The 23,170-nt window shown below is 51.2% G+C and carries 19 protein-coding genes and 1 pseudogene; 7 read left to right on the top strand and 13 right to left on the bottom strand.

From position 1 onward, the window contains the following. Window positions 1–71 precede the first annotated feature (71 nt). From L9G74_RS00880 to L9G74_RS23490, 4 genes and pseudogenes are all read left to right on the top strand, one after another. Window positions 72–1,976 (top strand): methyl-accepting chemotaxis protein, encoded by a 1,905-nt coding sequence (locus L9G74_RS00880; protein ID WP_238894350.1) that lies wholly within the window; start codon window positions 72–74, stop codon window positions 1,974–1,976. A gap of 183 nt (window positions 1,977–2,159) precedes the next feature. Further along, window positions 2,160–3,620, top strand: a complete 1,461-nt coding sequence (locus L9G74_RS00875; RefSeq protein ID WP_238894349.1) for an aminoacyl-histidine dipeptidase — start codon at window positions 2,160–2,162, stop codon at window positions 3,618–3,620. A gap of 137 nt (window positions 3,621–3,757) precedes the next feature. Next, window positions 3,758–4,477: pseudogene (locus L9G74_RS23495) on the top strand (PAS domain-containing protein); the annotation flags it as partial. A gap of 42 nt (window positions 4,478–4,519) precedes the next feature. Further along, window positions 4,520–5,059 carry a methyl-accepting chemotaxis protein gene (locus tag L9G74_RS23490; RefSeq protein ID WP_438944536.1) on the top strand — a complete coding sequence of 180 codons (540 nt, stop codon included), beginning with the start codon at window positions 4,520–4,522 and terminating at the stop codon, window positions 5,057–5,059. A gap of 92 nt (window positions 5,060–5,151) precedes the next feature. On the opposite strand, the gene gabD is transcribed toward L9G74_RS23490, so the two are convergent. Both gabD and L9G74_RS00855 read right to left on the bottom strand, forming a co-directional pair. Next, the gene (gene gabD, locus L9G74_RS00860) at window positions 5,152–6,594 is read right to left on the bottom strand and encodes an NADP-dependent succinate-semialdehyde dehydrogenase (protein ID WP_238894347.1); all 1,443 of its coding nucleotides are present in this window, start codon (window positions 6,592–6,594) and stop codon (window positions 5,152–5,154) included. Between the two features lie 188 nt (window positions 6,595–6,782). Then, window positions 6,783–8,405 (bottom strand): PAS domain-containing sensor histidine kinase, encoded by a 1,623-nt coding sequence (locus tag L9G74_RS00855; protein WP_238894346.1) that lies wholly within the window; start codon window positions 8,403–8,405, stop codon window positions 6,783–6,785. Between the two features lie 239 nt (window positions 8,406–8,644). Here L9G74_RS00855 and L9G74_RS00850 point away from each other — a divergent pair, with 239 nt between their 5' ends. Continuing rightward, the gene (locus L9G74_RS00850) at window positions 8,645–8,971 is read left to right on the top strand and encodes a DUF3634 family protein (protein ID WP_238894344.1); all 327 of its coding nucleotides are present in this window, start codon (window positions 8,645–8,647) and stop codon (window positions 8,969–8,971) included. A gap of 3 nt (window positions 8,972–8,974) precedes the next feature. Here L9G74_RS00850 and L9G74_RS00845 read toward each other — a convergent pair whose 3' ends face one another. From L9G74_RS00845 to L9G74_RS00805, 9 genes are all read right to left on the bottom strand, one after another. Continuing rightward, window positions 8,975–10,222, bottom strand: a complete 1,248-nt coding sequence (locus L9G74_RS00845; protein ID WP_438944535.1) for a class I SAM-dependent methyltransferase — start codon at window positions 10,220–10,222, stop codon at window positions 8,975–8,977. After that, entirely contained in the window at window positions 10,218–11,024 is an 807-nt protein-coding gene (locus tag L9G74_RS00840; RefSeq protein ID WP_238894342.1) for a DUF1365 domain-containing protein, read from the bottom strand. Before L9G74_RS00840 ends, L9G74_RS00845 begins: the two co-directional genes overlap by 5 nt. Beyond that, a complete protein-coding gene (locus L9G74_RS00835) occupies window positions 11,021–12,298 on the bottom strand; it encodes an NAD(P)/FAD-dependent oxidoreductase (RefSeq protein ID WP_238894340.1) in 1,278 nt (425 codons plus the stop codon). Before L9G74_RS00835 ends, L9G74_RS00840 begins: the two co-directional genes overlap by 4 nt. A 15-nt stretch (window positions 12,299–12,313) precedes the next feature. Next, the gene (locus L9G74_RS00830) at window positions 12,314–13,021 is read right to left on the bottom strand and encodes an SDR family NAD(P)-dependent oxidoreductase (RefSeq protein WP_238894338.1); all 708 of its coding nucleotides are present in this window, start codon (window positions 13,019–13,021) and stop codon (window positions 12,314–12,316) included. Beyond that, window positions 13,018–13,473, bottom strand: a complete 456-nt coding sequence (locus L9G74_RS00825; protein WP_238894336.1) for a nuclear transport factor 2 family protein — start codon at window positions 13,471–13,473, stop codon at window positions 13,018–13,020. The genes L9G74_RS00830 and L9G74_RS00825 overlap by 4 nt, the downstream gene beginning before the upstream one ends. A gap of 13 nt (window positions 13,474–13,486) precedes the next feature. Further along, window positions 13,487–14,929 (bottom strand): deoxyribodipyrimidine photo-lyase, encoded by a 1,443-nt coding sequence (phrB, locus tag L9G74_RS00820; RefSeq protein WP_238894335.1) that lies wholly within the window; start codon window positions 14,927–14,929, stop codon window positions 13,487–13,489. Beyond that, window positions 14,926–15,816 (bottom strand): MerR family transcriptional regulator, encoded by an 891-nt coding sequence (locus L9G74_RS00815; protein WP_238894334.1) that lies wholly within the window; start codon window positions 15,814–15,816, stop codon window positions 14,926–14,928. The genes phrB and L9G74_RS00815 overlap by 4 nt, the downstream gene beginning before the upstream one ends. After that, complete coding sequence (locus tag L9G74_RS00810; RefSeq protein WP_238894332.1) at window positions 15,806–16,765, bottom strand: YbgA family protein; 960 nt, start codon at window positions 16,763–16,765, stop codon at window positions 15,806–15,808. The genes L9G74_RS00815 and L9G74_RS00810 overlap by 11 nt, the downstream gene beginning before the upstream one ends. Before the next feature lie 237 nt (window positions 16,766–17,002). Beyond that, entirely contained in the window at window positions 17,003–17,926 is a 924-nt protein-coding gene (locus L9G74_RS00805) for a polyprenyl-phosphate transporter (protein ID WP_238894331.1), read from the bottom strand. Between the two features lie 780 nt (window positions 17,927–18,706). Between L9G74_RS00805 and L9G74_RS00800 the strand changes: the two genes are divergently transcribed. Continuing rightward, window positions 18,707–19,723: an LLM class flavin-dependent oxidoreductase gene (locus L9G74_RS00800; RefSeq protein WP_238894329.1), complete on the top strand. Its 1,017-nt coding sequence runs from the start codon at window positions 18,707–18,709 to the stop codon at window positions 19,721–19,723. 72 nt (window positions 19,724–19,795) lie between these two features. Here the strand turns inward: L9G74_RS00800 and L9G74_RS00795 are convergent, their stop codons facing one another. Then, complete coding sequence (locus tag L9G74_RS00795; RefSeq protein WP_238894328.1) at window positions 19,796–21,079, bottom strand: MFS transporter; 1,284 nt, start codon at window positions 21,077–21,079, stop codon at window positions 19,796–19,798. A 111-nt stretch (window positions 21,080–21,190) separates the two neighbouring features. Between L9G74_RS00795 and L9G74_RS00790 the strand changes: the two genes are divergently transcribed. Beyond that, complete coding sequence (locus tag L9G74_RS00790; RefSeq protein ID WP_238894326.1) at window positions 21,191–22,144, top strand: LysR family transcriptional regulator; 954 nt, start codon at window positions 21,191–21,193, stop codon at window positions 22,142–22,144. Here the strand turns inward: L9G74_RS00790 and L9G74_RS00785 are convergent. Continuing rightward, window positions 22,122–22,952 (bottom strand): hypothetical protein, encoded by an 831-nt coding sequence (locus tag L9G74_RS00785; protein WP_238894325.1) that lies wholly within the window; start codon window positions 22,950–22,952, stop codon window positions 22,122–22,124. The genes L9G74_RS00790 and L9G74_RS00785 overlap by 23 nt on opposite strands. Window positions 22,953–23,170: the final 218 nt, after the last annotated feature.

Below are 23,170 nucleotides of genomic sequence, written 5' to 3'. Positions count from 1 at the left end.
TAATGAAATATCGCCAATTGCAACTAGACTTGATCTGGTAACACTATTTCAGCACTGTCGGAGACTTTTAAATGAAACAAATCGGATTAAAAAAAGCGCTGATGTTTTCCATTATGCTGTTAGTCGCTGTATCCGTAGCGGTTTCTAGCGTGATTCTTTACCTGCAACAGAAGTCTTCTTTAACGGCCGCCATCGTCAATCAAAGTAGCAGCTATGTGGCTGGACGCGCCGAAGTCATCGAAGCGATGATCAACGAAAAAGTTAACGGTATTCGCAAGATCTCCCAACAGTTTAAAGATACCGGAATCAGCGGCACTCCCGATGAGATTATCGAGTTAACCAAATTAGTCGCTAACGCAATGAACTCCAGCAGCACCGTTATCGCCTTTGATAATGGTGACGGCTATTGGAACCAAGCAACCGCGAGTTGGCCGAATCACAAATATAACGGCAATGTCACCGAGCGGCCATGGTATCAAAGTGCCATGCGCGCCAGTGATGTGACCGTCACCGAACCTTATCAAGGTACCGATGGCGCCTACTGGGTAACCATTGTTAACCGCGTTAAGGGCGGCGCCATCTCCGTTGATTTGGAATTGTCATTTTTAAACAAATTGGTGGCACCGTCCGCCGATATGCCAGGCGCGGTGGCAATTATTCTGAACCACGACACCACGCTGCTTGCGTCCTCTTCGGATGCCATTAAAACCAGCCAAAAGGCCAATCAATATGCGTGGTTTAAAGATACCGTTAACACTGTGGTTAGTCGTGATGATGCCATGGTGGACTACACCTTAAATGGCGAAGATAAAACCATGTTTTCCCATCGTATCAGCGTGGGCGACAAAAATTGGTATTACGGCTTGGGGCTAGAGAAATCAGAGATCTTTGCCACGTTGGAGCAAGCGCGTACTAATGCGATTATCGTCACCTTGATAGCCACCGTGTTGTGCGTGTTTATCGCTTTTGGCTTGGTCAATGTGCTCTATCGGCCGATCATTTCGCTGCGTGATACCATACTGAATCTCTCCAGTGGTAATGGCGATTTGACCCAACGCCTTGAAGTGAAAAGTGATGATGACATTGGCAAAATCTCCAATGGTGTCAACCTGTTCATTGCCAGCTTGCAGCAGATGATGGGCGAAGTGAAAAGCTCCACCCACTCGCTGCACGGAAGTATCGGCCAATTAAAAAGCCAAGCGGCAGCTAACAGCGATATTCTGCAAAACCACGTGAAAGAGACTGAACAGATTGCCACGGCAATTGAAGAGATGGACGCCACCGCCAACTCCATGGCCACCGATGCCGCTGACACCGCAAGGTTGACCGAAGAAGCCAATCACACCAGCGAACAATCGCGCAATATTCTCTCTCAAGCGCAATCCACGGTGACGGCACTGATCGCCGATGTGGAAAAAGCGGTAGCCGATGTGCAAGCGATGAACGGCCAGACACAAAACATCAGTACCATTTTGAATGTTATTGGTGACATTGCCGAACAAACCAACTTATTGGCGCTTAACGCCGCCATTGAAGCGGCGCGGGCGGGCGAACAAGGGCGCGGTTTTGCGGTCGTGGCAGATGAAGTGCGCTCACTGGCAACACGTACCAAAGAGAGCACCAAAGAGATTGAGCTAGCCATCGAGCGTTTGCTGCGAGGTAGCCAACAAGTGGTGAAATCGATGGATGAGACCAAAGACCGCTGCCAAGAAACAGCCTCTGGCTCGGCGGCAGTCGCAGAAAGCTTAGATACGCTGATCGCCTTCATTAGCAACATCAGCGCCTTGAGCACCCAAATTGCCACCGCCGCCGAGGAGCAAAGCTGCGTCACTAAAGAGGTGAGTCGCAATATGTCTGCCATCAGCGAAATTGTCGGCGAACTGGATCACTCAGGGCAAGACTCTCTGCGTAACGCCAATGGTATCGAGCAGATCAACGATGGTTTAGTGATGATTGTTAACCGCTTTAAAATCTAATGCCGCGCAGCAGGTGCTCACCACCATTGCGCCTGCTGCCGCTACTGTTCATTCCTGTTTGCAGTCGGCAAACAATTTGATCAGCTTGCCAAACGCGAACACTTTTCACTTGTGATAGACTGACGCCATCTTCGCTGAAGCAAACTCAGCGACCGTGTTTAATTCAGTTATCAGGAGTCCAATGTGTCTCAACTCAGCCAATTAGCCCCCCAGCCTTTGTGGCAATGGTTTGAAAAAATCTGTGCAATTCCTCGTCCATCTAAACATGAAGCGGCACTGAGCCAATTTATTCAAGATTGGGCTAAATCTCGCGGTTTAACTGTGATTGAAGATGCCACCGGCAACCTGATCATCCGCAAGCCCGCTACCGCAGGTATGGAAGACCGTAAAGGCGTAGTGATTCAAGCGCATATGGATATGGTGCCGCAAGCAAATGCCGATAAAGTGCATGACTTCACCAAAGACCCTATCGAAGCTTGGGTTGATGGCGACTGGGTCAAAGCCAATGGCACCACGCTGGGGGCAGACAACGGCATCGGCATGTCATCCGCACTGGCGATTTTAGAAAGCACTGACATTGCGCACGGCCCGTTGGAAGTATTGCTGACCATTGATGAAGAAGCTGGCATGACTGGCGCATTTGGTCTGCAAGCAGGCGTGTTGCAAGGCGACATTCTGATCAACACCGACTCCGAACAGGAAGGCGAAATCTACATGGGTTGTGCTGGCGGCGTTGACGCAAGCTTCACCCTGCCGTTAGTAAAACAAGCCACAGCCAGCAACGCACAAGCGTTTACGCTGACAATCTCCGGTCTGAAAGGCGGCCACTCTGGCGTTAACATCCATTTAGGCCGCGGCAATGCCAACAAATTGCTGGCACGCTTCCTGTTTGATCACGCTGATGATTTAGGTCTGGCACTGAGCAACATCACCGGTGGCTCACTGCGTAACGCCATTCCACGTGAAGCACAAGCGACCATTACTGTAGCCGCAGATAAAGCCGATGCACTGGCGCTGGCCGTTAGCGATTATCAAGCGGTGCTGCGCCAAGAACTGGCGGTAGCCGATGCCGACGTAAAATTCAGCCTCAGCCCAGTAGCATTGCCTGCTGAGCAATTTGATGCGGCAACGCAAACACAACTGTTAGCAGTGCTACACGCCTGCCCTAACGGCGTGATCCGCATGAGCGACGAAGTGGTGGGCGTTACTGAAACGTCACTGAACTTAGGCGTAATCACCACAAACAGCGACAACATTGTGGTGTTGTGTTTGATCCGCTCGTTGATTGATTCAGGCCGCGATAACGTCTGCAGCCAACTGGCTGCATTGGGTAAACTGGCTAAAGCGGAAGTGAAATTCAGCGGTGCTTACCCTGGTTGGAAACCAGACAACAACTCTGAAGTGATGGCGATTGTGCGTGATACCTACCAAGATATTTACCACAAAGAACCAGTGATCATGGTGATCCACGCCGGTCTGGAGTGCGGTCTGTTCAAAGAACCTTATCCAACCATGGACATGGTATCGATTGGCCCGACCATTCGTTACCCACACAGCCCTGATGAGCAAGTGAATATCACCACGGTGGGCCAATATTGGGAATTACTGTTAGCCGTATTGAAACGCATTCCCGTTAAGGCCTAAAAATTTATTTGATTCAAGAGCCTCCCCTCATTCGGGAGGCTTTTTTACAGTTGCAACTAGGCAGTTTTTCCGTTTAACTCCTACACTTATCACTCACACCGCACCACGTATGAGTAACTAGCCCGAAGGAAAATTCTATGTTTTGGGGAAAGAAGAGCAATAACGAGCATTCACTCAAAGCTGAACTTGAGACGTTGCAAGCAATGTGCACCTCAATTCACCAAAATCTAGCCACCATATCCTTTACTCCAGACGGTAGAATCACTGACGTAAGTGAGCTATTTTGCCGAACAATTGGCTATCGTAAAGAACAGTTGATTGGTATGGACCACAAAGAGCTTTGTTTTGCCGATTTTGTCAATTCACCGGCCTACAGTAAGCTATGGAATGACCTACGCAGTGGTAAACCATACTCAGCACCGATGCCTCGTCGTCATGCAAATGGTCAAAAAATTTGGCTGCAAGCAACCTACTTTCCCGTTACCCAAGATGGGCGTGTCACTCAGGTCATGAAATTTGCCTCGGATATCACCCAAACTTATGAGGAAATGCTAGATAAAGTTGCCTTGGCAAACGCACTGGATCTTTCTCGCGCTACCATCGAATTTGATCCACAAGGTAACATCATCGATGCGAACGATAATTTCCTGCACGCCATGGGTTATAGCCTGCATGAGATTAAAGGCAAACATCACCGCATGTTTTGCGACGACAAGTTTTACAGTAAATACCCCAATTTTTGGAAAGACTTAGCCAGCGGTGAATTTAAAGCGGGCCAATTTAAACGTTACAACAAGTTTGGTGAGCCCGTTTGGTTAGAGGCGTCGTACAACCCGATTAAAGATCCGAATGGCAAAGTCTACAAAGTGATCAAGTTTGCCAGCGACACCACGCGCCGAATGATGCGCGCCGAGGCCACTAAAGAAGCGGCCAATGTCGCCCGCGAATCGGCAATCGACACCACGTCCAAATTGCATGACGCCACCTCGCTGCTGTCTGACGTACAAAACACCTCCAATGCCAACTATCAACAAGTGCAGCGGGCCTCAACCGCCATTGCCGAGTTGAATGAACAGTCACGCAATATTGAGGCGATTGTGTCCACCATTAGCGGCATTGCCGACCAAACCAACTTGCTGGCACTCAACGCCGCCATTGAAGCCGCGCGGGCGGGTGAACAAGGTCGCGGCTTTGCCGTGGTGGCTGATGAAGTACGCCAGCTTGCCGCACGGACGAGCGAATCCACTAAACAGATCAGTAATGTGGTGAAACAAAACGGTGCCCTTACCGAGCAAGCCACCAAAGAGATCTCCTCCGTGGCCGAAGCGACAACAAAAGGCAAAGAACAGATCAACGCCGTCAGCCAAGTGATGAATGATATTCTCACCAGTTCGCAGAACGTATCAGCAACCATCTCGGCGTTGCAAAATACCGATTAAGACTGCGAGGCAGCAACTGCTTGACTCCTAAATAAAAAACCGCCGCAACTCACTTGCGGCGGTTTTCTTATGGCTGATTGACGCTTACAGCGTTAAACCGACATGCACAGATATTTCATCTCAAGATAGTCTTCAATACCGTATTTCGAGCCTTCGCGGCCTAAACCAGAGGCTTTAACGCCACCAAACGGCGCAACTTCATTGGAGATCAAGCCAGTGTTGATGCCGACCATGCCGTATTCCAGCGCTTCTGCCACCCGCCAAACACGCGATAAATTATTGGCATAAAAATACGCCGCCAAGCCAAACTCAGTATCGTTAGCCATGGCGATCACTTCGGCTTCATCGTTAAAGCGGAATAACGGTGCAATGGGGCCAAAGGTTTCCTCTTTGGCGACTTTCATCTGCGACGTCACGTTAGTCAGCACCGCTGGCTCGATAAAGTTGCCTGCGAGCGGTTTACCGCCGTAGGCCAAGGTTGCGCCTTTTGCCAACGCATCAGCCAGATGTGATTGCACTTTTTCACAGGCTTTAGCATCAATTAGCGGCCCGACATTCACGCCCGGCTCAGCGCCATTACCCACTTTCAGTTGCGCCACTTTTTGCGCTAACTTCTCGGCAAATTCATCATAGATGCTGTCATGCACATACAAACGGTTGGTGCACACACAGGTTTGCCCCGCGTTGCGATATTTCGACACCATGGCGCCTTCAACGGCAGCGTCTATATCAGCATCGTCAAACACGATAAACGGCGCGTTGCCGCCCAACTCCAGCGACAGCTTTTTCAGCGTCGCGGCACTTTGCTGCATCAGTTTGATACCAACGGGCGTTGAACCAGTGAACGTCAACTTGCGCACCACCGGGCTATCACACAAGGTGTTACCAATCGCCACCGCATGACCGGGTAACACGTTAAATACCCCAGCAGGAATGCCCGCCATTTCCGCCAGTTTTGCCAGCGCCAGTGCCGTCAGTGGCGTTTGCTCGGCGGGTTTGAGCACCATGGTGCAACCGGCGGCCAACGCTGGCCCCGCTTTACGGGTGATCATCGCCGCAGGGAAGTTCCACGGCGTAATCGCAGCGCAAACACCAATGCTTTGTTTAATCACCAACAGGCGTTTATCCGCTTGATGGCCGGGGATCACATCGCCATACAAACGTTTGGCTTCTTCGGCAAACCATTCGATAAATGATGCGGCGTAACTCACCTCACCTTTAGCTTCTGCCAGCGGCTTGCCGCCTTCGGAGGTCATCAACAATGCTAAATCGTCACTGTTTGCGGTGATCAGTTCAAACCAGCGGCGCAGCAGTTGCGCGCGTTCTTTGGCGGTCTTGGCACGCCATGCGGGCAATGCTCGCTCAGCGGCATCAATAGCTCGTTGGGTTTCTGCGGCACCGACATAAGCCACAGTGGCGATCACCACACCAGTGGCAGGATTAACGACGGGATGCGTCTCTTGCTTATCTGCGGCGACCCACTGGCCGTCAATATAGGCATTAGTTTGCAGTAATTGAGGATTTTGCAGTTGCATTTGAGGCTCCTTTGGCACGCAAGCGTTCTACATAGAAGCCATACCTTAACATAGCACGCAAGCAATCAACTGAACGGCATATAACAGTGGCGTTAACTGCCCTAAAATCCGTCGCGATGGCAAAGCGGTTGGGGGGCAAATTTCCGCAGCGATTCTTTCGCAGCTATGACTATCTAACTTTGCCCTGACTAAGACACGCGCGCGGTTACCTGAAACTGAATCACAAACTGCACTCCTTCACCTTCTTTACTGTGACAAACGATAGAGCCAGCCAGAGCATTGGTGATGATGTTATAAGTGATATTTAACCCAAGCCCAGTACCACCTTCGGCGCGTTGAGTGGTGAAAAAGGGATCAAAAATCTTGGGGATGTTTTCCTTGCTGATGCCTTTGCCGTTATCGCGATAATCCAGTAAAAATTCGGTGGGGTTAATCTCCGTCACGCCGATGGTGATCAAGCCCGATTGCCGCTTGGCAAAACCATGTTTAACCGAGTTAACAATCAAGTTGGTCAACACTTGGGAAATTAATCCCGGGTTGGTCAGTACGCTAATATCCTCTCGGCAATCAATGCTCACTTTAGCGCCGACGCCACGCAGTACCGATGACAAGCTAGACACCACCTCTTCGAGATAATCCTTTAAGTTGATTTGGCGCTCCTCTTCACTCATTTGATCCACAGCAACTTGTTTAAAACTGCGTACCAACTGGGCGGTGCGTTCCAAATTCTTACACACCAAATGCGCGATCTCTTTGGTGGCGCCAATAAATTCCTCAAAGTCAGTTTCGGTCAGACTGCCGGCTAAGTAACGTTTACTGATGCCGTCACAGTCGGCCACGATCTGGGTGATGCCCGTTAAGCCGATGCCAACTGGCGTGTTGATTTCATGGGCAACCCCCGCGACCAATGAACCAAGACTAGCCATTTTCTCCGCCTCGACTAACTTATCTTGCGCCCGTTTCAGATCTTCAATGGTTTGCTCTAGATGCAGGTTGGCGGCCTTTAACAAGGTATTGCGCTCGATAATTTCCTGTTCCAACTTCTTCTTGAGCGAAATATCACGGGTGATGGCGTACAACACATCAACGTCATCGAGGGTAATCTTAGTTAAGATCACCTCGCCCCAAAACTCGGTGCCATCGGTGCGCAAGTGGTTCCATTCAAATCGGGTGGATTCTTGCTGAAATGCATTGCCCATGCGCATCTCAATGGCAATCTCCACCGGCACACCATCGCTCTGAATGGCGGCTGAGACTTTTAATGGATCGAGTCCAATCACCTGCTCTTTACTGGAGAAACCAAACAGCGTGAGAAAGGAGCCATTACAATCAAGAAATACGCCATCGGCGATGATACTCAGCCCATCGCGCGACTCATTGAACAGGGTTTCAAACGTGGCTTTTTGTTTGTCTATTTTCAGTTGCAGCGCTTTCTTCTCAGAAATATCGCGCCAGTTGGTGTGGATCACAATCTCATCATCGAGCCGCATTCTGGTGAGCAACACATCAACCCACAGCGGCTCGCCATTGAGCTTATGGTGCAACCACTCAAAGCGGGCACTGCCGCTGTGGCGACACAGCTCAATCATCGCCAGACCTTTCTCCTCAGAGCGGCGCCCATCAGGCTGCCATTCGGGCGAGCAGTCAAACGGAGAGAGGCCGATAAACTGCTGTTTGGTGGTGGCCCCCATCATGATCAACATTGACTGATTACAATCAATAAATGCGGTGCCTTTAAAAATAGCTAAGCCGTCTTCAGAGTTTCTGAATACTGTTGCAAAACCATCCTCACATGCAAACGTCTGCTTCATGCTGATTTTCCTGAGCGCGCGCCAGCTTAAATACCTTAAAAGCTAGCAAAGAAGCGCAAAAGTGCCAGCACTGACGCAGGCGTATCGGCGGGGGAATATCATAAATTTAGCGCCAACGGCGACAGCAGTTTAGTGGTTGGATAAGCAGCCATGAGGTTAACGCTCTGTGATGAATTTAGCAGTCTGTGGCCCAATGGCCCGCTATATTTAGAGCATCTTGTTAATGCTGGAATGTCATTATGGCTAATTTGATTAAATTGCTGGCGCTGGCGGCCATTCTATGGGCGATCTACAAACTGGTCTTTGGTCGCAAGCCAAAAAACATCATCTTTGAAATGCATTTTAAAAATGGGCACTTACAACAACATAGCGGCAAAATCCCGGAACGATTTGCCAAAGAATGCCGCGCGATAGCCAAAAAAGGCAAACTGAACTGTGTGGTAAGAGCGCAAGATCTACAACCGGTAAAACTGCATGTATCGCCAAGCGCAGGCGCGAAATACGCCGAACAGATCCATGCAGCGTTTCCGCACCAACAATACCAAAACAGCCCAGCTAAAGCTTAAATATCAATTCACTGACTGTGGCCGATAATCCGCTTTGGCCGCAGTCAGATGCACTACACTGATCGCCCGCGCTAAAAACGCCCCTTCGCAGTAACTCAAGTAAAAGCGCCACATGCGAATAAAATCTTCACCATAACCTAAGCTACGCACCGCCGGTAACGCCGCAACAAAGCGCTGCTGCCAATCAGCTAAGGTGTGGGCATAGTCGCCGCCAAAATCATACAAGCTGTCCATCACCATCTCTGTGTTCGCCGTCAGTTGCTGCACCATCACCGTCACCGATGGCAAACAACCTCCAGGGAAAATATAACGTTGGATAAAATCGACCCCGCGGCGGTAACTGGCATAACGCTGATCGGCGATAGTAATCGCTTGCAGCAACAGTTTGCCGTGGGGTAACAGCAGTTCGTTCAACTTGGCAAAAAAGCCCGGCAGATATTCATGCCCCACAGCTTCGATCATCTCGATGGAAACCACGCGATCGTATTGGCCTTGCAACAGGCGATAATCTTGCTGTAACAGGGTGATGTTGTTGCTTAATCCCTCTTGCTCAATCCGCGCTTGGGCGTATTGATACTGCGCATCGGAAATGGTGGTTGTGGTCACGTGCACGCCGTAATGCTTGGCGGCGTAGATCGCCAAGGCGCCCCAGCCTGTGCCAATTTCCAACAAAGTTTGCCCCGGCCGCAAATCTAGCCGCTCGCAAATCAGCTGTAATTTATGCTGCTGCGCCGCTTCTAATCCGGCATCGCTATGGGGATAAATTGCGCTGGAGTACAACATGTCACGGTCGAGGAATTGCTGATACAAGCTGTTGCCCAAATCATAATGCGCCAGAATATTGCGCTTAGACCCCGCCACAGAGTTGCGGCTAAAACGGTGCTTAACCAAGTGCACACTGCGGGTCAACCAGCTAAAACGCTGTTCAACTTGATCGAGCAGACGCAAATTTTGCGCAAACAACTGCACTAACGCGGTTAAGTCATCACTGTGCCAAAAATGTTGAATGAACGCTTCGGCCGCACCAATACTGCCGCCGAATAACAGTTGGCGATAACAGCGCGGATCACGAATATGCATGGTGGCATGCAGCGCCGCTTGCGGCTCACCAAACTGCTGCGACACGCCGTTTTCAATCACAGTGAGCCGACCGCCTTGCAATGCTGCCAACGCCTTAAACAGCAGCTTACGCGCTATTTTCTGCTGCCAATCTAATTTGAGCGCGGCGGGCTGGCTGGTCGATAACTCAATCTCGCTTAGTGGCATGGGAGGACTCCTTGGCGTTTGAATAATTAGGATGAGCAACAAACGGCACTTTGTAGCGCCATAACTTAAAAGCTTGCCAGTAAATCAGCGCAACAATGCGCAGCGTCATCAGCGGAAAGCGCAGCACATAGCGGCGAATGGCTTGGGCTGACATCAGTTGACGCGTGAGTAACATACTGGCGCTAAAACAAGTTTTTCCTGAATCTGTATCTACGGCGGGACGCACGTTACGGATCACACATTGCAGTTGTTCGTTGGGCACATTGAAATGCCAGCGGTAGCCCATGCGGCTATCCATAAACGGCGATACGTGAAAATCTTTCGGGGTAATATCGCGGCTGGCAAACGGCACCAGATAATAATGGCGCTCGTTCCACGGCGTGTTGCTGACCTCCGCCAAAATCCAGCGCAATTGCTGTTCGGCCACGCAGTAGAAAAAATTCACCGGGCTAAAGTACACGCCAAAATGGCATAGTTGCCCGGCAAAAAATACTTGCTCGACTTCACCACCGCCTAGGGCAATTACTCGCTGCTGCACCCGCTGTTTTAACGCGGCAACGCTGCGCTGCGGCGGCTCGGTCAGCCCATCGGTGAGATGCACATCAGGATTAAAACTCAGCGGCCGCCAACGCTCAGGCCCAAACCAACGGCTTAATTGATACAACTGCGGCAGCTCGTCGAGATTAAGCAACGCCAAACCAAACGGATAGCGGAACTGATGTCGCACCACCTCTTGCCGTTGGTGGCGCACTTCGCCGAGATAAAAGCCGCTGCTGATATCGGTCATAGATGCGCTCCAAACCGCTGACACACATCCAGCGCGCTGCGCACCCCATCTTCATGAAAGCCGTTGTACCAGTAGGCGCCGACAAAGTGGGTGTGGCGTTTACCGCAGATCTGCTCGCGATGCTGCCGTGCTCGTAATCCCGCCATGGAAAACTGCGGATGAGCATATTGAAAGCGGCGCAGTATCTTTTGCTCATCCACCCGCTCACTCTGGTTGAGCGTGACAAAAAAGTTGGGCGAATCTGGCGGCAAGCGTTGCAGAATATTCATGTTGTAAGTCACGCACGCTGGCCGGTGTTTATCGCCATCTAAGCAGTAATTCCAACTGGCCCACGCGGCGCGGCGTTTTGGCATCATATTGCTGTCCATGTGCAACACCACATCGTTCATCTGGTACGGCAAGGCACCAAGCACCTGTTTTTCTAGCGGGTCGGCGTCACTTAATAGCGCCAATGCTTGGTCGCTGTGACAACCTAAAATCACCTCATCAAACTCGTGCCACTGGCCATTGACCAATAGCGCCACGCCGTCATCATGGCGTCGAATACTTTGCACCGGCGAGTTAAGGTGAATGCGGTCGGCGAAGGCTTGAGTCAACGGCGCAATGTAGCTGCGCGAGCCGCCTTTGAGCACATACCATTGCGGCCGATTGCTAACATCGAGCAAGCCATGATGTTGGAAAAACTCCACAAATGCTTGCAACGGAAATTGGGCGATATCATGCAAGCTGGCCGACCAGATCGCCGCCCCCATTGGCAGAATGTAATGTTCACAGAAGAAGTCAGAAAACGCCTCTTGTTTTAAGAACTCGCCTAAGGTGTCATCGGGATACACGCCGTCATGATAGATGGCTTTGCAGCGACGATTAAAGCGTAAGATCTCGGCGATAAAGCGCCAAAAGCGCGGCCGTAGCAGATTACGTTTTTGGGCGAATAAGGTCGCCAGATTATGGCCGTTGTACTCGATGCCCGTTAGCTGATGTTGTACCGAGAAGCTCATTTCAGTCGGCTGTGCTGCCACGCCAAGACGCGCCAGCAGCCGTTGAAACCGTGGATAAGTGCGATCGTTGAACACGATAAAACCGGTATCGATGGCGTAAAACTGGCTGAGTGCATCAATATCTACCGTGGCGGTATGACCACCGAGATAATCATTGGCTTCAAACACGGTGATTTCTGCCTGCGGTGCCAATAGATAACCGCAAGTCAGCGCTGAAATGCCTGAGCCGACAATGGCAATACGTTTAGGTGAAGCTGGTACGTCGGATTGCGTCATAGTTAGGGTCCTTAATTACATCCGTTGTAGTAGACGTTGCTGCCAAGACAGGGGCAACAGCGCCAGCAGCTTGAGGCTCCAAATTAGCCGCCGAGGAAAAGCAATCGTGGCTCGCCGCCGCTGCAAACCATGGCGAATACGCTGTGAGGCTTGCGCTGGCGTCATCAGCCACGGCATATCAAACAGATTACGAGCGGTCAGTGGCGTGGCGACAAAACCGGGTTGGATCTCACTCACCGTGATACCGCGTGCGGCTAAATCAAGCCGTAAACTCCCGGCGAGATAATGCACTGCGGCTTTCGACGCGCCGTACGCTTCAGCGCGAGGAAATGGCAGATGCACCACGGCAGAGCCCGTTAACGCCAATTGACCACCGTCCATCAGTTTAGTTAACAACTGCTGCAAACAGTAACCTAACGCCACTAAGTTGGTGTTGATCACGTGCGCGAACGCGTCACCGTCAAACTGATTGGTGTCCAAATATTCACAAGTCCCAGCGTTGAGCAGCAGCAGATCGAGTGAATAATCTGGCAGCGAGCTAAACGCTTGCTGCACTTGTTGGGCGTCAGTGATATCGACACTGATAGCACTCACGCCAGCGATGTCGCGCACCGTGGTGGTATTGCGCCCCGCCGCCAACACTTGCCAGCCCGCAGCAGCGTAATCCTGCGCCAGTTGCAGGCCAATGCCCGATGTTGCCCCAACAATCAGCACTCGCTTCATGTTTGCGCCCTCTGTTTGATTAACCGCACCATGCCGCCCACCAGCGGCAACTGTTCATACAACATCTGACCGACATCGAAATAATCACGATGGAAGATAATCTTGTGCTCCAGTGTCAGATGGCTCATGCCATCCACCGCAATCAATTTGCCGCGCGCCAGTTTGGGATGAGCGAAGCTCATGCGCCAAGTGATTGCCGCCTGTGCGCCAGTCATCAGCACCTGCTGAATATCAAAATGGATGTCAGTGATATTGCAGTACAGACCGGTAAAGTAGTCGGTTAACGCGCGCAGACCTTGCAACTGGTGTAATGGATCTTGAAACCGAATATCGTCGTCATAGATCTGCGCCAATAACGCCAAGTTATCTGCCCGCAACTGAGGGTAGATGGCAATAAACTGCTCTAGCAGTAGCTGTTGTTCGGCGCTAGCCTGTCCACAAAAATTCGCCATCACTGACTCCTTGTTAGTTGGCTTTCTTCAATACCGATAAGCGGTCTAACGCCCGTGCTCTGGCGGCACTGTGTTCCACTATCGGAAGTGGGTAATCGCTTACGGCAAACAGCTCGGCAGCACTGCGGTTGTGCGGATGATGGATCTGTTTGAGTGACCAATCTGCTACCTCAGGCACGTACTGACGAATGAAGCTGGCATCAGGGTCGAACTTCTCACTCTGGGTCATCGGATTAAAGATGCGGAAATAGGGTTGCGCATCGCAGCCAGTTCCCGCCGACCACTGCCAGCCACCATTGTTGGCCGCCAAATCGCCATCCAGCAGTTGCCGCCGAAACCAACGCTCGCCGTGACGCCAATCAATCAGCAGATGCTTGGTCAGAAAGCTGGCAACAATCATCCGTAGCCGATTGTGCATCCAGCCGATTTGATTGAGCTGACGCATGGCTGCATCCACAATCGGGTAACCAGTACGGCCTTCGCACCAGGCGGCAAAGTCATCATCGGCTTGGCGCCAATGGATCTGCCCACCGAGCGGATTAAAGCTAGCGCCCATACATAAATGCGGAAATGCCACCAGCAGGTGCCGGTAAAATTCGCGCCACACCAGCTCAGCCAACCATGTGCGCGCCGGGCTGGTGTCATCGACAATGGCGTCAGGAAACTGCGCTAATAAAGCTGCCAAACATTGCCGTGGACTGATCACACCGAGAGCCAAATAAGGCGATAAACTGCTGGTGCCATCGAGTGCGGGGAAGTCACGCTGCTCGGCATATTCTGCCGCCGCTTGCCGCACAAATTGCTGTAACCGTTGTTTGGCCTCTCCTTCGCCGGCGCGCCAATGCTCACTGTTGCCCGTAGCCACTGGCAAGGTGATCGGCGCAGTGATACTGACAGCGCTCGCCAACGGTGCTGGCGGTGGTAACGGCACAAAAGCTTTGGCTGCGGCCAACTCGCGCCAACGTTTAAAAAAAGGCGTAAATACCCGATACATCTCGCCGCTTTGGTTGCGCACTGTGCCGGGTGCCAGAATGCAATGCTCGTTGGTAAGGTTCAGCGGTAAGCCTGCATCTAACAGGGCTTGATCGCGCTGTTGCTCGTTAATTTCAGGCTCAGCGCCAGCAAAAATCGCCACCGCTTTATGTTGCGCAACTTGCTGCTGCCACAGTGGTAATACATCGGCAAAGGTGTCGCAATGCCACAAACTCAGTTCAATGCCTAACGCCGCCAGCGCCTGCTGTAAACAGCGCAGATGTCGCTGGATAAAATCCAGTTGTTTGAGGCCAACATCATGCTGCTGCCACTGCTCTGGTGTGGCGATATACACCGCTTTCAAGCGCAACTGTTGCTGCCGCGCCATCTTCACCGCCGCGGTTAATGCTTGATTATCGGTAATGCGTAAATCTTGCCTAAACCAGATAAACACTGTGTGTTGCTGGGCAGTAGATGGTTTCATTGTTGCAACTCCTTTGCTGGTGCTGGCCAAGCGGCCAACTGCGTAACGCTTGCCAAAATGGTTAAACGCGGTAATTCACTCATCGCTTGCTGCAACAGCGGCGCGTATGCTCCGCCGAATGCCACTGGCAGTGCCAGTTTTTGCGCTAGTTGGTCTAACTGCTCCAAGGTGCTTTGATGGGTGCGCGCTGCGGGTAGCGCCAATACCGCACAAGGCTGTAAGCGCTCGCTGACTAAACTGAGCACATCCAGATTGTCAGCCACGCTAAAACTGTGCGGCACGATGTTTTGTGCCAGCAGCGCCAACTGCCACAGCCACTGATGGTAATCCGGCTGCTCACCTAAACTCAGCAGCAACAAATTGCGATGTTTTTGCCGCAACACTGACTCACAGCGCAGCGCTGAATAATGCTGCAACTGCTGCTGCAGCCAACTGCGCAACAGTGGCCCGTCCACGCGTTCGGCAAGACTGGAATCTAACGCCGTTAACCATTGCAGCAGTTGCTCGCCGCAAAGCGGCAGCGGGTACAAGCTGGTGAGTTCATCTAGCCGCTGCCGCACGGTTACCGCTTTGAGTGCGAGCACGGCATCGGTTAGTCCTTCGGTCAGTTGCTGCCAATCGCTATCTGCTTCGCCGGTGGTAACCACTGGCGTTGTTTGCTTGAGCAGCGGTTTGACGCGGCTGATCGCCACCCCTTGCTCCAGCCAGTGCAGGATCTCTTTGATTTCATCCACCTGCTCAACACTGTAGAGCCGATGCCCTTTGGGAGTACGTTGTGGCGTTACCAACCCAAAACGGCGCTGCCAAGCACGCAGCGTCACTGGGTTTACCCCCGTCAGCCGCGCCACTTCGCCAATGGGGAGGTTATATTCAACTTCAGTAACCATAACGCAGTTTTAACTCCTGTGGATGGGGATTGAGATACACCTGCTCGGCGATATACGGTGTTGGGTGCTCCGATAAGTAGTGGTTAATCAAGGTCAATGGTGCAATCAACGGCTTAATACCGTTGCGATAATCCATGATGGTTTGCGTCAGCTCCGCCTTTTGCGTTTTGCTCAGGCTACGTTTGAAATAACCTTGAATGTGCTGCAGCGCACTGGTGTGATTTTTACGGCTGGCCTTGTGACGTAGCGCAGCCATAAAAAGTTGGAAATATTGCTGGGCAACCTCGTCCAAATCGCTGCTTGAACGGGCGACCAAAGGCCCAAGTTGGCGATAATGCGCTGGCGAATGCGCCAGTAGCAGGTACTTATAGCGCGCATGAAACTGCATCAGTTTATGATGCGTCAGGCCGCTGTGCAGTAGGCGATGCCAATCGTGATGGGCATAAACGCGGGTGAAAAAGTTCTCGCGGATCACCAGATCGTGCAACCGCCCTTCCTCTTCCACCGGCAATTCGGGCCAACGTTGCATCAAGGCTTGGGTGTACAAACCAACGCCCTCTTTGGTGCCATTGTTGCTGCCCGCCTTATACACAGTGACTCGCTCCATACCGCAACTGGGCGACTTGGCGCAGACGATGTAGCCGCTGAGAAAGCTCAGCTGCTCCACTTTTTCAGCACTGAACTGCTGCATCTTGTCGGTGAGGTCTATCACCTCATCCACCGTTTTAATTCTGATCTGCTGATCAGGCTCGCGCACCAAGCGAATCGCTTTACGTGGCGAGCTAAGCCCAATCGCCATCTCGGGGCAGATCGGTACAAATTCAAAATGGGGTTTTAGCTCGGATTGACAATAAGCCGATTGCTTATGGCCGCCATCAAAACGCACCTTTTCACCGAGCAAACAGCTGCTGACACCAAGACGGATCTGCTGTGGATCAAACTTGTACATTTATCTGCTCCTTGTATAACTTTGTAGTAATTACGGCACAAAGTTGTACAAGGATCAATTTTTTGTACAAATATTTTTTCTGCACACAAAAAAAGCACCCGCAGGTGCTTTTCGTTCTTCGCCTCTCGCTTACAGCTTAAGGCTTATAGCTTATAGCTTATAGCTTATCGCTTTTTCGCTTTTCACTTCTCTCTTACAGCTTAAAGCTTATAGCTTTCGCTCGTAACTCGTAGCTTATTAAACCTTCTTCCTCTGCCCAATATATTCCAACGCCAGCACCAGTACGATGGCGGCACAGGCATAAATCAATGCCAACCACAGCTGGTGGGAGTGACCAGTAATATGCTCAAACTCCATCGGAGACAGATTCTGCTGCAGCAGTGGCACTTGCTCACCGTGGGAGTTAGTCCGCCAAGTCAGCGTTTGTTTCCATGGCCAGATTTTGCCAAGAGTGCCGAGCATTAAGCCAATGAGGAAGATCAGCGTGGCATCGCGATAACGCTTCAATAGCATCGATAACAGATGGCTAAAGCTCAAAATACCGATCAACGCGCCAGCAGCAAAACACAGCAAAATGTCGATTTGCAGGTTTTTCGCCGCCGCCAATACGGCCGGATATAAGCCGATTAACAGCAGAATAAAGCTACCGGAAATCCCCGGTAGGATCATGGCGCAAATCGCCACCGCGCCCCCCAAGAAGATATTGAGATAGCTGGCTTCCACATTGACAGGCGACACTACAGTAATGCCCCAAGCAACCAGCACTCCAACGGCAAAGATCAACATACGGGCTATGGTTACGCGCCCCTGCACCTGCCGCATCATGTGCACCGCCGAGATGATAATCAGACCAAAGAAGAACGACCAAACGGGGATGGGATGGTTGACTAGCAGCCAAGAGATCAATTTAGCTAAGGTTAAAATGCTGGTGATAATACCGGCAAACAGACTCACTAAAAAACCGGCGTTGATATGGGTTAACACCGCCTTAAATCCTTGCTGGCGGTATAGGCTCCACAACGTCGGATTAATACGGCGAATGCTTTCCAGTAAGGTGTCATAGATACCGGTAATAAAAGCAATCGTTCCACCCGATACCCCTGGCACAACATCGGCCGCGCCCATGGCAAGCCCTTTAAAATAGGTTAATAAGTATTGCACCTTATATCCTTGAATCACTCAATCTGTAGCAAATTATACGGAAGCAAGTCGCCAATACTAATGCATGATGCCGTCCGTTACTTTAACTTTTCCTAAGAAAGACGCTGTTAATTTACGAAATTGTGACAACCGCTGTTATTCAGGGGTTCTCCCCGCGTCAATTTAGGGTGATTAATAATTTTTCTAATTTAAAAACAATAAAGTAACTATATTTCCCCACCATAACACTGATGAATTAATCACGACATTTTTACCGCAAAATTGGCTCTGCCGTGACGCAAAAACGGCCATCACGACCGTGGCAACGGTGGGATTAACGTCATGCCACAACCTCGGTCGTCACAGTACCACGGCCAGCCGTCATCGCCGAGTATAGTATTCGTCTTCATGGCGATAGACTAGCGGCTGCTGACCTTAGGTGTTTGTTTTTTGTTCACATCAGGCGTGTTATAAACGAAACTCAGCCGGTGACGCTTAGTCAACTAAGCAAGCTGGGCGCAACTACGTTTAGGCGGTGATGAAAGGAACTCTTCTGGCAGTGGCAGAGCTGCTCACCGAGCGTTAATTGTTGGCTTTCAGCTATCACGGCAATCCGTTTGCGCCTAAGCTGCTCACTATTTCATCACAAAACGTGAGCCTAACTGCAAATCTGCATCAATAACCATCTTTTATGATTAATTATTCTTCAATCAAAATGGTATAACCCATAGAGACTCACTCTAAATCGACGCGGATTTTTTGTGATATCGTAAATTCACGATTTACTAAAATGGATGTCTCATGACAGTTTCCTACTCGGTACTCGACCTTGCCCCAGTTGTCGAAGGCAGTACCCCAGCAGTTTCATTTGAAAATTCAGTGCAACTGGCACAACTGGCAGAGTCGCTTGGCTACCGTCGCTATTGGCTGGCAGAGCACCACAACATGGCAGGCATTGCCAGTGCAGCGACTTCCGTATTGCTGTGCCATATCGGTGACAACACCAGCACCATCCGCATCGGTTCGGGCGGCATCATGCTGCCGAACCATTCACCGCTGGTGATTGCCGAACAGTTTGGCACGCTCGCCACACTGTTTGGTGACCGCATTGATTTAGGCCTTGGCCGCGCGCCGGGCACTGACCAAGTCACCATGCGCGCATTGCGCCGCCAACCACAACAAGCGGTGGATAGCTTTCCGCAAGATGTACAGGAACTACAACACTATTTTGATGACCAACAACGCAGCGTCAACGCCGTCCCCGGCCAAGGGCTGCATGTTCCCTTGTGGTTGTTAGGCTCCAGCTTATATAGCGCACAATTGGCCGCACAGATGGGGCTACCGTTTGCCTTTGCCGCACACTTTGCGCCAGATATGTTGCTACAAGCACTGCGTATCTATCGCGAGCAATTTACCCCATCAGCGCAATGCCCTGCGCCATACACTATGCTTTGCGTTAACCTGATTGCCGCCGATGACACCCGCCAAGCGGAATATCTGTTTACCTCGTTGCAGCAGCAATTTTTGCAGTTATATCGCGGTACGCCGGGGAAAATCCCGCTCCCACGCCAACCACTGACAGGTTATGAGTCGTTTGAACTTAATGCGATGGAACGGACCTTACGCCGCTCATTGGTCGGTGGACCGCAGAAAATTCGAGCCGGTATTGAAGCGTTATTGGCAGAAACTGAGGTCAACGAGTTGATGTTTAATGGCCCGATTACCGATCCTGCCGCCCGCTTCGAATCCTTCGCTATCGGTGCACAAGTGATGCAAGACATCAACGCGGACGTTCACACTACCGCAACCGCCAAATAACCGCATAAACAACAACAGCCCCAGAAGGGGCTGCTGTTGTGACTTACGTTGCGGCGCAGTCATCTTACTAGGTTAAAAAGCTTGTCCTTGCGCGGCATGTTTCTCACGCCAGACACTCACATACAGCAATAACAATCCCGCCAAAGCGTAACTACCAGTAAACATCACCACCGATGACCAACCGCCGTGTTGCCAAAACCAGCCACCGACGGTGCCAGAAATACTGGAACCCATGTAATAAAACAGCAAGTACAGTGATGATGCATGGCCTTTAGCCTTTTTAGCATGTGCCCCCACCGAACTACTGGCAGCAGAGTGACCAACAAAGAACCCCGTCGTAATTAACGCCACACCGCAGACAATCATGGCGATAGCGCCAAATAGCGTGAGCAAAGCGCCGGTCAGCATCAGAATAAAGGCAGCAAACAGCAGTTTAGTGCGACCAAATTTATCGGCTAAGTTACCCGCCATGGACGACGACACAATGCCAAAAGCGAACGCCAAGAAAATCATACTTACTTGGGTTTGGTTAAAGCCAAACGGTTCAGCCGACAACCGGAAAGTGGTGTAGTTAAACAGGGTGACAAAGATACTGATCAACATAAAACCCACGGCATACAACTTGATCAAGCGCGGATTACGCAGATGACTTTTCCACGATGCGATATGAAAACCTAAGTTCAACCCGGGTTTACGAACAAAGTTGCGCGACTCAGGCAACAAGTACCAAAAACCAATTGCCGAGATTAAGCACAACAAACCCAGCACGCCCATCGCCACTCGCCATGAGGCGAACTCAGTTAATAAACCCATGGCCACGCGGCCCATCATGGCGCCAAAGGCGGTTCCGCCGACATACAGCCCCATCGCCTTACCGAGATCTTTTGGCGCAATCTCTTCTGCCAGCCATGCCATCGCCACCGCTGGCACACCGCCTAGCACAATCCCTTCCAACGCACGGCCAAATAACACCCCATGCCACTCGGGGGAAATTGCCACTAAGCAGTTCAACACCGCCGCAGCCGCCATTGAGCAGAACATCAGCCCTTTACGGCCGAGCGCTTGCGAGAACGCGCCAGCCAGCACAATGGCAATGGCTAAGCAGCCAGTGGTTACCGACAGTGCTAGTGAACTTTCTGCTGGGGTGACCCCAAAACTGCTGGACAGATCGGGCAATAACGGCTGCACACAATAGATGAGGGAGAAGCTAGAAAAACCGGCGAGGAATAGAGAGATACTGGCATTTTTAAACGCTTGGGTACCTTTCTCGATACCGGCGTAACTTTCGCTGTCAGCAGCAACAGAATCTGCAGTTGCACTGACAGCGCTGGAAGGGCTAGGTTCGGAACTGTTCATAATATCTACGACTTTTGGCTAGTAAGTGGAGTCAACGCGCCTATTTTATGAAGCCAGCCTTAATAGTTCTAATATATAATAAATCCAATCTCGATACGTTTTGGATATAGCATGGAGCTACGTCATATCCGCTACTTTTTAGCTGTGGCTGAAGAGCATAATTTTACCCGCGCGGCCAACCGGCTACACATCGCCCAGCCGCCGCTGAGCCAGCAAATTCGCACCTTAGAGCAAGAGATCGGCACGGCGTTGTTTGTGCGTACGCCACATGGTGCAGAACTCACCGATGCGGGTCAGGCGTTGTATCAACAGTTGGCTGGGTTGCCCAAACAGTTGCAGCACGCCAAAGATATCGCCTTAAAAGCGGCCAAAGGGGAAATTGGCAAACTGCGCTTGGGCGTGACGGGCACCGCCGCATTACATCCAGCGATCCCGGCAGTGATCCGCCAATATCGCCGCCGCTACCCCGAAGTTGAACTCACTATTGAGGAAGCCAACTCACTCGCGTTAGCGGAAGGACTCGCCAATGATCGACTCGATGCGGCCATTCTAAGACCTTCAGATTCCGATCCGACCCAGCTCACCGTGCAACATTTTTTGGAAGAGCAGTTAGTGATCGCCCTGCCCGCTTCCCACCCCATCGCCCGCGCCAACGAGACTATCGACGTTATCGACCTGAAAAACGAACCATTTATTCTGACGCCGCGCACACTTGCGGTTAGCTTGCACGATGCGGTGGTGCATGTGTGCCAAGAAGCGGGATTTGAACCAATTGTTGGTCAGCCAGCACCGCAAATTGCCTCGATTCTGTCGATGGTATCGGCTGAATTGGGTATCTCTATGCTGCCAGAGTCGATGCGGCAACTTTCAGTAAAAGGGGTGGTTTATCGGCCAATTAAACACACGGCGATCAAAGTGGAGTTGGCGGTGGCGCATCGCTCACTGCATCCCTCACAATCAGCGATTAACTTTGCCGCGACCGTAAACCAGCAGCGGCTGGCGCGCGAGGCATTATTGGCAGAAAGCAAAGCCGCGAGCGCACTTACTGCGCCGTCAGCACCTTAACCACTGGTTGCTCGACTAAGGTACGCTCGCCGCGCGTGACTCTTAAGTAACCGGCGGGCGATTCTGCCGTGCCCAATATCACCACATCTAGCCGATAAACATATTTACCATTATTGAATTGGTAATAGTAATTGCCGCCGCTGCCGTCGTAGTGCATCTCACCGTTATGCAGCACCAAATCGGGGTTGCTGTTCATCGCCTTGCCCGCAGACCACACCGCATAACGCAGTTGCCCGTCGGTGAGCGTATCAACCCGTACTAGGTAATCTTTGGTCTGCCACAACAGGTTATTTTGCTTAATCGGCAATAACTCTTCGGCCAGATCAGCAGCCATGCGCTGCTGTAACAGTTGCTGGGCTTTGCGCCCAAACGACTGCTGATAAAATTCTGGGCTGTAAAACGAAGTGATCGCAACCGTGACTTGCTGGCACAGGTCATCATCGCAAATATCGGTCAGCCACAACGCCCCATCAGCCACTCTGGCACCGCGCCAAGTAATACTTGGTTGGGTGCTATCACGCAGCTGTTGACGCAATGCTTCAGTAAACAGATGCGGGAAATAATGGGTAAACTCATCGGCATCGTGGATCGATACTTCGGGTTCACTACCGCCGATAGTCACCGGATAGTTTACGCTGTCAGCCAGCGCCGCCACATCGTTAGCTTGTATCCACGCCAACACTTGCTGGCTGGCTGCGTGCAAATAGCTTTCCCTGTCTGCATCGCCTGAATAGGACAGCGGTGCTGCCAATAGTGACGAGCACCACATCAACCATCCTGCTAGCGCTAACGCCCAATATTTAATCATGTTTATCTTCCTTGGTTTTATCATGCAACGCCCCAGTATTGACCTGTGCATTTTTCATACAAAATTAAGCCTTTTGGGCTACTACGAAAAATCATGAATTTTACTAAACCACTAATTTTTAAAGTTAAAACACATATTCTCGCATTTGTAGCGTTTTAAAAATCGCCCATTGTTCTGATTGTTCCAATGATACAGCTCGCTATGCTGACGGCATCAAA

Origin of the sequence: Shewanella electrica, assembly GCF_022321485.1 — a bacterium.
Lineage (GTDB): Bacteria > Pseudomonadota > Gammaproteobacteria > Enterobacterales > Shewanellaceae > Shewanella > Shewanella electrica.
The sequence above is the reverse complement of the archived record's forward strand: the minus strand, read 5'-3'. Positions and strand labels throughout refer to the sequence as shown.